The 14,433-nt window shown below is 63.8% G+C and carries 12 protein-coding genes; 3 read left to right on the top strand and 9 right to left on the bottom strand.

Annotation, left to right across the window (positions count from 1 at the left end; all coding sequences use genetic code 11):
* Genes cydC through SIL87_RS12815 form a run of 5 tightly spaced genes read right to left on the bottom strand, consistent with a single transcriptional unit; the run spans position 1 to position 6,217 of the window.
* Positions 1-1,710, bottom strand: coding sequence for a thiol reductant ABC exporter subunit CydC (gene cydC, locus SIL87_RS12835; RefSeq protein ID WP_319614563.1), 1,710 nt, complete (start codon positions 1,708-1,710; stop codon positions 1-3).
* Positions 1,707-3,473 (bottom strand): thiol reductant ABC exporter subunit CydD, encoded by a 1,767-nt coding sequence (gene cydD / locus SIL87_RS12830; RefSeq protein WP_319614562.1) that lies wholly within the window; start codon positions 3,471-3,473, stop codon positions 1,707-1,709. Before cydD ends, cydC begins: the two co-directional genes overlap by 4 nt.
* Before the next feature lie 2 nt (positions 3,474-3,475).
* The gene (locus SIL87_RS12825) at positions 3,476-3,691 is read right to left on the bottom strand and encodes a hypothetical protein (protein WP_319614561.1); all 216 of its coding nucleotides are present in this window, start codon (positions 3,689-3,691) and stop codon (positions 3,476-3,478) included.
* Positions 3,692-3,704: 13 nt separating this feature from the next.
* Positions 3,705-4,760: a cytochrome d ubiquinol oxidase subunit II gene (locus tag SIL87_RS12820; RefSeq protein ID WP_319614560.1), complete on the bottom strand. Its 1,056-nt coding sequence runs from the start codon at positions 4,758-4,760 to the stop codon at positions 3,705-3,707.
* 14 nt (positions 4,761-4,774) lie between these two features.
* Positions 4,775-6,217 (bottom strand): cytochrome ubiquinol oxidase subunit I, encoded by a 1,443-nt coding sequence (locus SIL87_RS12815; RefSeq protein ID WP_319614559.1) that lies wholly within the window; start codon positions 6,215-6,217, stop codon positions 4,775-4,777.
* Between the two features lie 237 nt (positions 6,218-6,454).
* Between SIL87_RS12815 and SIL87_RS12810 the strand changes: the two genes are divergently transcribed.
* Both SIL87_RS12810 and SIL87_RS12805 read left to right on the top strand, forming a co-directional pair.
* Positions 6,455-7,045 carry an ISAs1 family transposase gene (locus SIL87_RS12810; RefSeq protein WP_319614530.1) on the top strand — a complete coding sequence of 197 codons (591 nt, stop codon included), beginning with the start codon at positions 6,455-6,457 and terminating at the stop codon, positions 7,043-7,045.
* Positions 6,997-7,587, top strand: a complete 591-nt coding sequence (locus SIL87_RS12805; protein ID WP_319615980.1) for an ISAs1 family transposase — start codon at positions 6,997-6,999, stop codon at positions 7,585-7,587. The genes SIL87_RS12810 and SIL87_RS12805 overlap by 49 nt, the downstream gene beginning before the upstream one ends.
* A gap of 277 nt (positions 7,588-7,864) precedes the next feature.
* Here SIL87_RS12805 and SIL87_RS12800 read toward each other — a convergent pair whose 3' ends face one another.
* The 4 genes from SIL87_RS12800 to SIL87_RS12785 form a co-directional block, all read right to left on the bottom strand.
* A complete protein-coding gene (locus SIL87_RS12800) occupies positions 7,865-8,509 on the bottom strand; it encodes a VC0807 family protein (protein ID WP_319614558.1) in 645 nt (214 codons plus the stop codon).
* On the bottom strand, positions 8,506-10,446 hold the full coding sequence (locus tag SIL87_RS12795; protein WP_319614557.1) for a S9 family peptidase: 1,941 nt from the start codon (positions 10,444-10,446) through the stop codon (positions 8,506-8,508). The genes SIL87_RS12800 and SIL87_RS12795 overlap by 4 nt, the downstream gene beginning before the upstream one ends.
* Before the next feature lie 184 nt (positions 10,447-10,630).
* Positions 10,631-11,131, bottom strand: a complete 501-nt coding sequence (locus SIL87_RS12790) for a hypothetical protein (RefSeq protein ID WP_319614556.1) — start codon at positions 11,129-11,131, stop codon at positions 10,631-10,633.
* Positions 11,132-11,343: 212 nt separating this feature from the next.
* Complete coding sequence (locus tag SIL87_RS12785) at positions 11,344-12,774, bottom strand: helix-turn-helix domain-containing protein (protein WP_319614555.1); 1,431 nt, start codon at positions 12,772-12,774, stop codon at positions 11,344-11,346.
* A gap of 250 nt (positions 12,775-13,024) precedes the next feature.
* Here SIL87_RS12785 and aceA point away from each other — a divergent pair, with 250 nt between their 5' ends.
* Positions 13,025-14,410 (top strand): isocitrate lyase, encoded by a 1,386-nt coding sequence (gene aceA / locus SIL87_RS12780; protein WP_319614554.1) that lies wholly within the window; start codon positions 13,025-13,027, stop codon positions 14,408-14,410.
* Positions 14,411-14,433: the final 23 nt, after the last annotated feature.

The following is a 14,433-nucleotide window of genomic DNA, read 5'->3' as shown; positions in this document are numbered from 1 at the left end:
TCAGGTCCGCAGGCTCGACAACCCGCGTTCACGCGTGCTGGCGCCGCCGATTTCGCGCAGCCGCCCGCGATCGATCCGGACGACGCGATCGACGAAGCCGAGATTTTCAGGACGATGGGTGATCAGCAGCGTGGTGCGCCCCTGCATGAGTGCGTCGAGCGCTGCCATCACCGCGCGTTCGGAGACCGGATCGAGCCCTTCGGTCGGCTCGTCGAGAATAAGGATCGGGGCGTCTTTCAGCACCGCCCGCGCAATCGCCACCCGCCGCGCCTGACCACCGGACAGGCGGGTGCCGGTTTCGCCCACGATGGTATCGAGCCCCTGCGGCAGGGCGAGAATCTCATCGAGGATATTCGCGCGCCGCAAGGCATCGTGCAGGGCGGCATCGTCGGCGTCCGGGCGGGCCAGCAGCAGATTGCGCCGGATACTGGTGTTGAACAGATGGGTCTGCTGCGCCACCACGGCGCAGACCTGCTGCATGGTTTCGCCCGGGATGTCGCGCAGCGAGACCCCGCCGAGCGTGATGGTGCCGTCCTGAAACTCCCAGAACCGCAGCAGCACGTTGATCAGGCTGGTCTTGCCCGCCCCGGTCGCCCCGATGATCCCGAGATGGGTGCCCTGCGGCACCGCGAGGTCGATACCGTCCAGCGCCCACGGCGCATCCGGCGCGTAACGCATCCGTACCCCGGACAAATCGAGGTCGAAGGTAGTGGGCGCCGGGATGGTCCGCGCCGGTTCGGCGACCGCCGGGACGGTATCGACGATTTCGAAAATCCGCCGCGCCGCCGCCAGGGTTTCGCCGAGCACCTGAAACGCCAGGGGCAACGCCGCGATCGCTTCGAAGCTGCCGAGCACGAAAAACGCGATCATCGCGAAATCGGGCGGCGCCAGCGTGCCAGAGACGATCAGCGGGATCGCGACCACCAGCGCAATCCACATGGTCAGGTGCATCAGCAAGCCGCTGAGCGCCGCCGCAGCACCGCTGAGCCGGACCTGCCGGCGCTGCACGCGGATCAGCGCTTCGCTGGCCTCACCGATCGCCCCCGCCTGCCGTGTGGAGGCCTGATACACGATCAATTCGCCGAGGCCGCGTACACTGTCCGCGACGAGGCCGCGCAACCGCGCCCGCAATTCCACCGCCTGCCCGCCGCCGCGCCGGCCGATCACGCGGGTCGCGAGCGGCAGCGCCACCCCGGCGAGGACCAGCCCGGCGAGATCGATCATCCCGATGCGGGCGGAAAAGATCGAGATGAACCCGATCATCAGCATCGTGGTGACCAGCGCCGCGATGCTCGGGGCGATCACCCGCAGGTAAAGATTGTCGAGACTGTCGATATCCGCGCGGATCCGGCTGAGCAGGTCTCCGCCGCGGTAATATTGCAGCCGCGCCGGGGCCAGCGGTTCGAGGTGCACGTAGAACCACACCCGCAACTGCGAGAGCAGCCGCAGCGTCGCCTCGTGCGTCACGAGGCGTTCGGCATAACGCCCCCCCGCCCTGATCACGGCGAGCGCGCGGATCCCGGCGGCGGGGGTGAAGTATTCGATGAGATTGCCGGTCAGTCCCGAAATCGCCATCGCGGCGATGAACCAGCCGGACAATGCGAGCAGCCCGACATTGGCGAGCACCACCAGAATCGACAGCGCGATTCCCGCGGCCATCCAGAGCGCATAGGGGCGGAACAGCCGGAGCAGGCGCAGCAGATCCTTCACATCCGCACCTGTTCGTGCAGGCGGACCATCGCGGCATAGGCACCATTGCGGGCCATCAGCGCGTCATGATCGCCGGCTTCGACGATGCGCCCCTGTTCGAGCACCATGATCCGGTCGGCCTGCCGGATGGTTTCGAGCCGGTGGGCGATGATCAGCACGGCGCGGTCGCGCGCCAGAACCGCGATCGCACTGGTGATCAGGGACGCCGATTCGGGGTCGAGCCCGGTCACCGCCTCGTCGAGCACTACCAGATCGGCGTCCTTCAGAAAGGCGCGGGCCAGGGCGATCCGGTGGATTTCACCGCCCGACAGGCCCTGACCGGCATCGCCCAGAATGGTGTCGTAGCCCGAAGGCAGCGCGGCGATGAACCCATCGGCATGGGCGAGGGTGGCGGCGTGGCGGATTTCGGCCTCGCCCGCCGCCATCCCGAGGCTGATATTGTCGCGCACGGTGCCGTGAAACAAAGTCGGGCGCTGCGGCAGCCAGGCAATGCGCGCCTGCCAGCCGGCGGTGTCGAGATCGCGCAGGTCGGTGCCGTCGATCGTGATCCGCCCGCTCGTGGGTGTGATGAACCCGAGCAGCAATTGCCCGATCGTGGTCTTGCCCGCGCCGCTGGGGCCGACCAGCGCGATGCTCTCGCCGCGCTTGAGGCCGAACCCGATGCCGTGCAGCACCGGAGCCTCCGGTTCGTAGGCGAAACCGACCTCCTCGAATACGATCCGCAGTTCGGGGTGCGCGGCCAGCGCCGATGAGGCTTGTGACGGTGGGCGCGGCTTCGCATCGAGCAGGCGGACGATCTGCTCGGACGCGCCGATCGCGGTCATCCGCGCGTGGTACTGGGTGCCCATGTTGCGCAGCGGGCGATAGAATTCGGGGGCCAGCAGCAGCACGAAAATCCCCGGCAGGAACGCGATCTCGCGGTAATAGAGGTTGAAGCCGATGAACACCGCGATCAGTGCGACGCTGATGGTCGCGAAAAATTCGAGCACCAGCGAGGACAGGAACGCGACGCGCAGCACCGCGATGGTATCGCGGCGGTATTCGTCGGACACCTGCGCGATCATCGCGGCTTCGGCGCGGCTGGCGTTGAACAGTTTGAGGGTCGTCAGCCCCTCGATCGAGTCGAAGAAATGCGCACTCATCCGCGCCAGTTTGCGCCATTGCCGCTGGTTCAGCCGTTCGGTGCCCTTGCCGATGATGATCATGAACACCGGGATCAGCGGTGCGGTGATGACCATGATCAGCCCGCCGACCCAGTAGGCCGGGAACACGAACACCAGGATCGCGAGCGGAATGAACACGGCGAGGGCCATCTGCGGCAGGTAACTGCCATAGTATGATTCGAGCGCCTCGATGCCGTCGACGATGGTGTTGACGATATCCCCGGTCCGTTCCCGGCGCGCCCAGACCGGTCCGAGCGCTTCGAGCTGGGCATAGACCTTGCGGCGGAGATCGCGCTTGATGATGGCCACGGCCTCGAAGGCGGCGATATCGGTGGCGGCGGTCACGATCGCCCGTGCGGCAAAGATGACGAGCAGGGCGATCAGCCACAGCCGGACCGCCGCGAGACCGAGATGGTCGATGATGACGGCATTGAGGATCAGGGCGAGCAGCCAGGCCTGCGCCACCAGCAGCAGGCCGCCGATCGCGCCGAGCCCGATCGCGACGGCGAGGGGGATGCGCACCTGACGCGCCCGCTGGCGCAGCCAGGCATCGAGGGCCTTGCCGGTCGCACGCGGCATCGGGGCGCCGGGACCGGCCATGATCAGCGCCTGGTCTGGTGGTGACGAAGGATACGATATTCGCCCGATAGCAGGATGCTGAACAACCCGACGGTGAGCACGAACACGCCCACCGCCATCAGTTGCAGATCATGCGCGAGGCCGAAGATCAGCGCGACCAGGATCACGCTGACACCGGGCCCGACGATGAACAGGGCCGCGATCCGCTGGTTCCACAAGGCGCGCAGAAAGAGCGGCATGGCGCACCGCCACTCAATGCCCGTAGGCGGCGAGTTTGGTGACGCGGGCGCGGAACACCCAGATCTGATACCAGTTATAGGCCAGCATCACCGGGAAGAATCCGGCCATCGCCATGGTGAAGGTGATGATCGAGACCTGCGGCGTGGCACCGGCGAAGATCGTCCAGGTGTTCGGCACCATCCAGGGATACATCGTCCACATCATGCCGGTCCCCATCAGGGCGAGGGCGGCGTTGAGCCACAAGATGGCGGCGATGTCGTGCTCGCGGTTCGAGGCCATCCGCATCCGGATCACGGTATAGACCACCACGAGGAAGCCGAGGCCCCAGAGGTAGAAATGCGGCCCGAGCCAGCGGTTTGCGGCCCAGGGAAAAATGATCACGCTCCAGGCCGTGGTGATCACCGCCGCTGCGAGAGCGATGAAGAACACGATATTGGTCCAGGTCGCCGCGTGTTTGCGGATGTCCTCCTGCGGTTCGAACCGGGCGCGGACGAACAGGCCCCCGGCCAGCGCGACGGCGATCACCGCGGCAATCCCGGTCCAGATGCTGAACGGGCTGATGAAGCGCAGGGCACCGCCGACATAGGCCGGCACCTGATCAGGCGTATGGGTGAGGGGAAAGCCTTTGAGGGTGGCACCCACCGCCATACCGGCGAAGAAGGCGGTGGTCAGGCTCGAAACGCCGAAGGCATAGTCGCTGAACCGCTTGTAGCGCGGTTCGGCCAGATGGCGGAATTCGAGCGAGACCGCGCGGGTGATGATGCCCCACAGCGCGAGGGCGAGCGGCACCATCAGATAGCTGAACAGCGAGCCGTAGACGAAGGGGAAGGTGCCGAACAGCACGCCCCCCGCGACGATCAGCCAGGTCTCGTTGGCATCCCAGGTGCCGGCCATGGCGGACATGATCGCGCCGCGGTCGTGTTCGTCCTTGACGAACAGGGAGAACACGCCGGCACCGAGGTCGGCCCCGTCCAGCATGAGGTAGAGCATGATGCTCAGACCGAGCGACATCCACCAGATGATGGTGAGGAAATGCTGGGTCTGGGTGAGGGCGTTCATGGTTTGCATGGTCGGCTCTTCCTTTACGCCGGACGCGGATATTCGGGTTGAGCCGGCTCGTGGTGTTTCGGCTCCTCGATGTGGCCGAGCATCTGGTGGCCTTCCTGAACCACCGGGCTGGTGAGGTCGGGGCCCTTGCGGATCACTTTGGCGAGGAAGTACCAGGTGCCGCCGAACACCATCAGTTCGAACGCCATGTAGCCGACCAGCCAGAATACTTCGAGCGGCACCGACATGTGGCTGACGCCCTGCGCCGTGCGCATCAAACCATAGACCACCCAGGGCTGGCGCGCGACCTCACGGGTCCACCAGCCGGTCCAGACCGAGATATAGGGCAGGAAGGCGCTGAACACGACGACGCGGAGGAATAGCGGGTTCTGCGCGATCCGCGCGGCGGTGAGCCGGCGGCGCAAGGCGAGCCAGCCGCCCCAGAACGCCACCAGCATCATGAACATCCCCGCCGCCACCATCACGCGGAACGAGTAGAACGGTACCACGACGGGCGGGCGATCCTCGGGCTTGATGGTGTCGAGGCCGGGAACCTTGCCGGTCCAGGTATGGGTTTCGAGCAGGCTCAGCACGTGGGGGATGGTGATGGCGAAGGCGTTGCCGTCCCCTTTGGCGTTCGGCCACGCGACGATATGCCAGCCGGTATTGACCGAACCGTCCTTGTTATAGGTGTGGTAGTGGCCTTCCATCGCGGCAAGGGCTGCGGGTTGGTCGTGCGCGACGACCTGGCCCAGACCGTCACCCAGATAGACCTGCAGCGGGGCGACGACGACGAGGGCGAGCAGGGCATAGCGCAGCGGGCGGGCGAAAATCTCGATATGGCGCTTGCGGAGCACGAACCATGCCGAGACACCCGCGACGAAGAACAGTGCCAGTTCGAAACAGGCGACCAGCATGTGGGGAAAGCCGAACATCACATCGGGGTTCAGGATCGCCGAAACCCAGTCGGTCACCTGGAACACGCCGTTCTTCAGGGTTACGCCGGTCGGGGTCTGCATCCACGAATTCGCCACCAGAATCCACATCGCGGAGAAGGAGGACGACAAGGCGACGTTGAACGTCGCGAACAGATGCATCTTTTTGCTGATCTTGCCCCAGCCGAAGATCATCAGGCCGATGAAACCGGCTTCGTACATGAAGGCGGTGATGGTCTCGTAGCCGAGCACCTGGCCGAAGAACGGGCCGGCGGCCTGCGAGAACGGGCCGTAGAGAATTCCGAATGCCATTTCCATCGTGATGCCGGTGGCGACACCGGCACCGAAATTGATGATGAACAGTTTTTCGAAGAACCGGGTCAGCCGGTACCATTTTTCATCATCGGTCTTCATCCAGCGCCATTCGAAAAAGAACAGCAGCGTCGCCAGCCCGACCGTGAGCGGCGGATAGAGAATATGAAAGCTGGTGATCCAGGCGAAATCGATCCGCGACAGGAACACGGATAGTGAATTCTCTAGCATCGAACGCTCCTTATGAACCTCGATCGGCACATCATGACAAAGTCGTCTCTGGTATCTCGTCGTGCCCGGCCCCTGACCGATATGGGGTCGATCCCAGGGCTGTTCAACCCTCTGAACTGATGGTTCACTGGGTCCGATATGCAACAGGACGTCGGAAATTGAGGCGTCGAGCATTTTGCGGATTCCCGCCGGGATCGATCTGGGATTCGTGGGGAGGTAACCGATTCGGAGGTTACCATGGCCACGTTCACCCCGTTGCTCGACATCCTGGCTGATGTCCCTGACCCACGCCGCGCGGAGGGCAAACTCTACAAGTTGCCCCACGTGCTTTTGTTTTCGATCCTCGCGATCGTGAGCGGCAGCGATTCCTATCGCGGTATCGTCACGTTCATCGACACCCATCGCCGCACCCTCAACCGCAGCTTTGGTTTGAAATGGCGCCGCGCACCGTCGCATACCTCGATCCGCTACATCCTCCAGGGGCTCGATCCGATCGGGGTGGAGGCGGTCTTTCGTCGGCATGCAGCACTTCTGCACGCGGCCAACGCCAAGCCCGGTGCTGCCAGCATCGCACTGGACGGCAAGACCCTGCGCGGCAGCTTCGACAAGTTCCACGATCGAACCGCCGCTCACGTGCTCAGCGCCTTCGCCACCGACACCAAACTCGTGCTGGCGCACCTCGATATCGATGCGAAATCCAATGAGATCCCGGCAGCTCAGACACTGCTTGCCGAGCTCGGTATCGCTGAGGACGCCATCGTCACCCTCGATGCGCTGCACTGTCAAAAAAACTCTTCGAGGTCGCCCAGGACGCCAAAATCGGCCTGATCGTTCAGCTCAAGGACAATCAGCCGACCCTGAAAGCCGCGATTGAACACCTGGCCGCGACGGCCGCCTCGCACGATCGCGCCCAAAGCCGCAATCATGGCCGCAATCGCGATGAAACCCGTGCCGTCACTGTCTTCGATCCGGCCGACGCACTCGCCGACACCGATTGGCATCCCCACGTCGCCGCGATCATACAAGTGGAGCGCTCGGTCGTGACACGCAGCCCCGCAACCGGGCTGCTCCACTCGACAACGGAAACCGCCTTCTACATCGCGAACCGCCCGATCACCGCCGCTCGGGCCGGCGTGGCCATCCGCGCGCATTGGAAAATCGAAAACACCTCGCATTACACAAGGGATGTCACTATGGGCGAAGACCGGTCGCGCATCCGAACCAACCCGGGCATCTTCGCCCGCTTACGCAGCTTCGGCTTCAATATCCTGATGGTCAGCAAGACTGGCACCATGAAGCAAGACCGATACCGCGCAGCGCTCGCCGGCATCCAACACCTGCTCTCACTCGTCGCTATATCAAAGCGTTGAACAGCCGTGGGGTCGATCCCGATTTCGCCATCATCAGTGGTTGTGCAATGCACAACCACACGGAGAGTTGACGTGAAGCGGTTGCTCGGCATTGCGGTCACGCAGTGACGGGATGCGGGATCGAACGGTGGAGGCGGCCTCACGGAAACTTATTTATATAGATAAGTATTTAACTGTTGGTATATGACCGATCCAGGCGATTGCGCAAGAGCGCCGGGTGCGGGGGAAATGCACCCGGCCATGTGAAATTTGCGGAACTATCGGTGAGGAGGGGTCGTTACGACATCACGCCGCGCTTGTCCGCCGCGCGGCCATACAGGAAGGTCCACAGCATCAGCAGTCCGATCATGCCGTATCCGACGATCGGGCCGATGATCAGGAACCGTCCGACCGGCAGCGAGAATACCAGCACGCTGCGGATCGCGGTTTCGACGATGAAGCCCACGCCCCATACGATGGTCATCACGGTCATCATGCGCCGGAATGCCGGGTCGTCCTTGAAGGTTTCGAATTCGGCGCTGTCCTCGGCGGACTGGCGCTTGAGACTGGCGCTGGCCAGCACATACATCAGCGGGCGGCCGATGAGGGCCGATGCGACGAACACGATGCCGATCAGCCCGGTGATGAGGGATTCGCGCATCAGCAGCAGTTTCGGCGATCCGCCCAGAGCGAAGCCGAGCAGCGAGAGGCCGATGCCGCCGAGGACCATGATGGAAATGGCGTCCACCCGGCGCTTGCGCGCGAATTCGACGAGGCTCCAGACCGTCGGGGGGGCCGCGGACGCCATGATGGCGTGGATTTCGCCGATATGGGGCTTGGCGATGCGGTAGACGATCCACGGCAGCAGGAAGTTGAAGACGATTTCAAGGGCCAGCATCACCCGCTTGCGGGTGATCAGGGGCGGTTTCGGTTCGCTCGTCATCGAAGTGTGTCGGCGCCTTCCAGGATCTGTGCGGTCGACCGCGAAATTTCGTCCGCACCGATCGGTTCGGCGCGGCCGCCGAGATGGGCGGCGAGAAATTGCTCGGTAATCGCGTTGAACGCAATGTTGTTCTCGGGCCGGGCGAAGCCGTGGCCTTCATCCGGGAACAGGACGTAGGTGACCGGGATGCCCTTGGCTTTCAAGGCGGCGACCATCTGGTCCGATTCCGCCTGTTTTACGCGGGGATCGTTGGCACCCTGACCGATCAACAGTGACCGGGCCAGACGGTCGGCGAGGTGGACCGGCGAGCGGTCGCGCAACAGGGCCAGACCATCTGCGGTATCGGGATTGCCGATGGATCGTTGAAAGATCGTGCGTATGGATTCCCAGTAGGGCGGGATGGTGGCGAGCAGGGTTTCGAGGTTCGAGGGGCCGACGATATCGACGCCGCAGGCGAATTTGGTCGGGTTGCGGGTCATGGAGGCGAGGGTGGCGTAGCCGCCATAGGACCCTCCCATGATCGCGACGCGTGCGGGGTCGGCGATGTTCGCGGTGATCGCCCAATCGACTGCGTCGAGCAGATCGTCGTCCATCGCGCGGGCCCATTCGTTGTTGCCGGCGTTGACGAAGCTTTTGCCGAGGCCGGTCGAGGCGCGGAAATTGACCGACAGCACCGCATAGCCCCGGTTGGTCAGCCATTGATGATAGGGATTGTATCCGAACTCGTCGCGCGCCCAGGGGCCGCCATGCACAAGGAGGATCATGGGCAGCTTGCGGGAGGGACGGCCGGGTGTGGCGGCATCGCTGCCCTTGGGGAGGGTGAGGTAGGAGACCAGTTTCAGCCCGTCCCGCGCTTCGATGATCACCGGGTGCATCGCGGCCAGCGGTGCGTCGGCGAGTTCCGGGCGGGAGTCGTAGAGTTTTTCGAGGGATTTCGCCGTGCGGTCGTAGATGTAGGCGGCGCCGGGCGCGGTATCCGCATTGCTGCCGATCACCCAGAGCTTGTCGTCATCGGTGCGCGATTGTGCCACCCAGTCGCCGATATTCGCGGCATCGAGGTAATCGAGATCGGGCTGGACCGCGGGATCGAGCGCGACATAGCGGTTGCGTTCGTAATTGACGCTGTAGGCGAGTGGCGCCTTGGTGATCTGATCGACCAGCACGCCGCCGATATCGGCGCGATCGTCGGCGGCGATCAGCGTCTGTTCGCCGGTGTCGAGCGCCAGGCGGTAAAGGGCCGAGGTGTCGCGCCCGGCGCTCGACCGGATCAGGGTGGTGCCATCGGGGGCGAAATTCTCCTCGATCCCGGAGATCATCGCATCTTCCGGCGCGAATTGCAGGAAGGGTACCCAGCCGGAAGCGGGGTCCGGGCGGAGTGTGATCTGGCTGCCATCCGGCTGGAACGCGATCGCGCAGCGGACATTGAAATCATCGTCGATCGCGAAAGCGGCGAAGCCGGGGTTTTCGGTGATCATGGTTGCGGCGCCGGTGGTGATGTCGACGCGGTAGAGATCGGGGAATTGTGGATTACGGGCATTGTGGCTGAGGATCACTTCGCCCGGATGCTGAAGCGAGAGTTTGGCGATTTCGGCGCGCACGTTCTCGTGCGGCGTCAGGTCACGGGCGTGGCCGGTGGTGATATCGACGGCGTGGACGTGGAAGTTTTCGTCGCCATCGGTATCGCGCCCGACCAGCACATGACCGGAGTCCTGCGCCCATTGATAGAAGGGAACGCCGCGTTTGGTCTCATGGGTGAGGGGCTTTGCCTGATCGAGCGCGCCGCGCGGGGCGATGAAGACGTTCATCACCCCATCGAGCGGGGCGAGGAAGGTGATGTGCCTGCCATCCGGACTGATCGCGGCACCGCGCCGGCTCGGGTTGCCGAACAGGGCGGCGCGGGGGATCAGGGGCGCCTCGGTCGATACGGTTTCCTGCATTCGGGTCTTGTTCCTGCCATGAGTTCGGTTGATCGATGGTTAACGGGTTTATCGGATCGGTGATACTTGGAAGATCAACTTTCCGTCATGTCGCCGCGCCGGAACCGGCGATTATGCCGAAGTTCGGCGGATTCATCCGCATATGTGCGCGATTTCAGTTATGTCGTTATGATATCGTAACGAGTTAGTCGTGCGAAATCGCGTGGAGTGACGCGGTTTTTTTGCGGAAGGGTGGTTTTGGGGGGCGGAAGTGCGCGCGGTAGCTCGAATTGCGGCGCGGGGTTGGCGTGAATTTGGGTTCGATGCGGAAATTGCGGACGGGACGAAGCCGGATCGCCGTGGGCACTGCCGCAAGGTCGCGGGAGACGGTGGCATCATGATCGGGAGCAGCGGCGGCAATGAAGATCGGCTCGCGTCGCACCGGGCGGCGCAGCCCGGCGCATTCGCGCAGCGCGGGGTTATGCGGCACCGGCGCGTCATCACGCGCCGAGGCGGCAGCCGGTTCGCGGGTGGGCGCGAGCGGGTTGGACAAAGCTGCGACGGCTTTGGCGAGGCTGGCGGCGATGCTGTCGAGCAGGAGGAACAGAAGTTCCATGAACTTCATGATGGCGGGATGATGGTGATCGGCGTCCGCCTCGTAGGCATGGCGGAAGTCTTCAAATATGACTTTGAAGTTTTCGGCCAAGGCTTCACGAGGGGGAGATGCTGGGGTCACATGGGACTATAAGCATAGGATCTGGGGGGTGAGAAAGCAAAGGAAGGGCGAGGAAGGGCTACTTTTTTGAAAAAAAGTAGCAAAAAACTTTTGTTAGCTGGGCTACGGGCGTTGTCAGGGGCACGGGCCCAGATTCAAAAGAGTTTTTTGGTTCTTTTTTGCAAAAAAGAACCCTTTTTGCCTCACCTTCTACGGGGCACGTCGCCAGCGATTGCCCCAGAGCGGGCGGGTTCGAAGCGGTAGGGGGATGTGCTGGTTGTGGCGATATCGAGGTTGAGGCGGTGGGCGAGCGGGGGGAAGGCGCGGGAGCGGCAATCGGGGCGGTCGCAGAGGCGGCAGGACAGGCCGATGCCGACGGTGGCGGGTTCGATTTCGATGCCGTCGGCGTAGACGAATTCGGAGGCGCGGCCGATTTCGCAGCCCATGGCGACGACGCGGGTGGCGGGCGGTTCGCCCCAGTGGGCGGCCGGGGCGACGATGGTGCGGGCGAAGCAGAGGTAGGTTGCGCCGTCGGGGAGTTGGGCGATCTGGACGCGCACGCTGCCGGGGGCAGCGAAGGCGGCGTAGATCACCCAGCGCGGGCAGTTGCCGCCGAAGCGGGCGAAGGGGAAGCCGGCGGCGGAGAAGCGTTTGGAGACGTTGCCGGCGGGATCGACGCGGAGGAAGAACATCGGCACGCCGCGCGCGCCTTTGCGTTGGAGGGTGGAGAGGCGGTGGCAGGCTTGTTCGAAGGAGACGCCGAAGCGCATGGCGAGGTGTTCGACATCGTGGCGCAGGCTGGCGGCGGCGGCGAGGAAGGGGGCGTAGGGCATCAGGATGGCGCCGGCGAAGTAGTTGATCAGGCCGATGCGCAGGAGGGAGGCGGCGTCCGGCGTGGTCATGGCGGCGGCTTTGACGATGGGTTCGATCAGGTCGCGGCCTTCGAGCAGGCCGAGCTGGAAGGCCATTTGGAAGCCCCGGCTTTCGCGCGGCAGGATTTCCGAGAGGCGGAGGTGGCGGGCGGCGGGATCGTAGATGCGGAGTGCGCCGGGCAGGGGGCCGACCGAGACGACGAGGCCGTGTTTCTGGCGCAGGCGTTCGGCGAGCGCGTGGTTCATGCCGAGCGAGGCGGCGGGGAGTTCGGCACCGAGGGCTTCGGCGGCGGCTTCGATTTCGGGGAAGTGATTGGCGTGCTGGTGGAAGAAATCGCGGGTTTCCTCGTTCGGGAGCAGGATTTTGCGGCCTGAGGGGAGGGTGATGCCGCCGGTTTCCTCGCGCACCGCCTGGAATGCGCGGTAGAGGCCGAGGATGGCCTGGGCGGCGGCGGGAGCGGAAGCGGCGAGAAGTTGGGCCTCGGATTCGGGGACCGGGGCGGTGCCGAGCAGCGGGTCGGCGAAGGTTTCGCGCAGGGCCTGTTCGATCTGGCGTTCATCCGAGCCGGAAAGGGCGGCGAGATCGACCTGCAGGATTTCGGTGAGTTTGATCAGCAAGGTGGCGGTGACGCCGCGCTGATCGTGCTCGATCAGGTTGAGATACGAGGTCGAGATGCCGAGGCGCGACGCCAGTTTCTGCTGGGTCATGCCCTGCTCCTGACGGAGGCGGCGGACGATGCGGCCGATCAACGGGTTGGACATGGGTTGGCCTTGAACGAGGGTAAAAAGTTTTCAAGCTTTACAGATTGTAAAACTTTACAGTCAATTCCGCCACTGGTTTCGGTGTTTAATGTCGAGAAACCGCGTGACTTTCGCGGATGCAGCGTAAATATTCCACACATGGCGAATACGCCGGCCGACCAGAAACCGCAAACGTCCAGACTGCAAACCAACAATCGACCTCAATCACATTTACGCACGGCCCGTTTACGCACGGCATCAGGAGACCACCATGACAGACTTTCCGACCCCCACCCATTCCCCCGAAGGCCTGCCCGGCGGGCTCGCCGTGGCACCCGACCGGTTTGCCGGCATCCGGCGCGATTACACCACCGCCGATGTCGAACGGCTTTCCGGCAACTTCCGGGTCCGCCACACAATCGCGGAAATGGGCGCCAACCGCCTGTGGAATCTTTTGAAAAACGGGGATTACGTCAACACCCTCGGCGCCCTCACCGGCAATCAGGCGATGCAGCAGGTCAAGGCCGGACTCAAGGCGATCTACCTCTCCGGCTGGCAGGTCGCGGCGGATGCCAACAACTCCGGCGAAATGTACCCCGATCAGTCGCTCTACCCGGTCAACTCGGTGCCGCAGGTGGTCAAGCGGATCAACGCCACCCTCCGCCGCGCCGATCAGATTTCGCGCATGGAAGGCGATACCAATACCTACTGGATGGCGCCGATCATCGCGGACGCCGAAGCCGGGTTCGGTGGCGCGCTCAATGCCTACGAGTTGATGAAGGCCATGATCGAAGCCGGTGCCGCCGGTGTGCATTTCGAGGATCAGCTCGCCTCGGAGAAAAAATGCGGCCATCTCGGCGGTAAAGTCCTGGTGCCGATTTCCCAGCATATCCGCACCCTCAACGCCGCACGGCTCGCCGCAGACGTCGAAGGCGTCTCGACCGTGCTGCTCTGCCGGACCGACAGCCACGCCGCCCAACTGCTCACCGCCGATGTTGATGAACGCGATCGCCCGTTCCTGACCGGCGAACGCACCCCGGAAGGCTTCTACCGGATCAAACCCGGCCTCGGCGTGGAATACGCCATCGCCCGCAGCCTCGCCTACGCGCCCTACGCCGACCTGCTCTGGTGGGAAACCTCCGAACCCAACCTCGACGAAGCGCGCCAGTTCGCCGAAGCCATCCACAAACAGTTCCCCGGCAAGATGCTTGCCTATAACTGCTCGCCCAGCTTCAACTGGAAAAAGAAACTGAGCCCCGAAAAAATCGCGACGTTCCAACAGGAAATCGCGGCGATGGGCTACAAATTCCAGTTCGTTACCCTCGCGGGCTTCCACTCGCTCAACTACTCGATGTTCCAACTCGCCAAAGGCTATGCCGAACGCGGCATGGCCGCCTACTCCGAATTGCAGCAAGCCGAATTCGCCGCCGAACCCCAAGGCTACACCGCAACCCGCCACCAGCGCGAAGTCGGCACCTCCTACTTCGACGCCGTCGCCGTCGCCGTGTCAGCGGGTAAAGCCTCAACCACAGCCATGGCCGGAAGTACCGAAACCGAACAATTCCACGACGAACCCCCGACCCCCACACACCACCACGATCACGACGACGGATTGGTCCACCACCACAGCTGGGCCGTCAGCGCCCCCGATTATTGATCCTATACGACGGGTAGGATTCG

Origin of the sequence: Acidiphilium acidophilum, from assembly GCF_033842475.1 — a bacterium.
Taxonomy (GTDB): Bacteria; Pseudomonadota; Alphaproteobacteria; order Acetobacterales; family Acetobacteraceae; genus Acidiphilium; species Acidiphilium acidophilum.
This window is presented reverse-complemented; position numbering and strand designations above follow the sequence as displayed.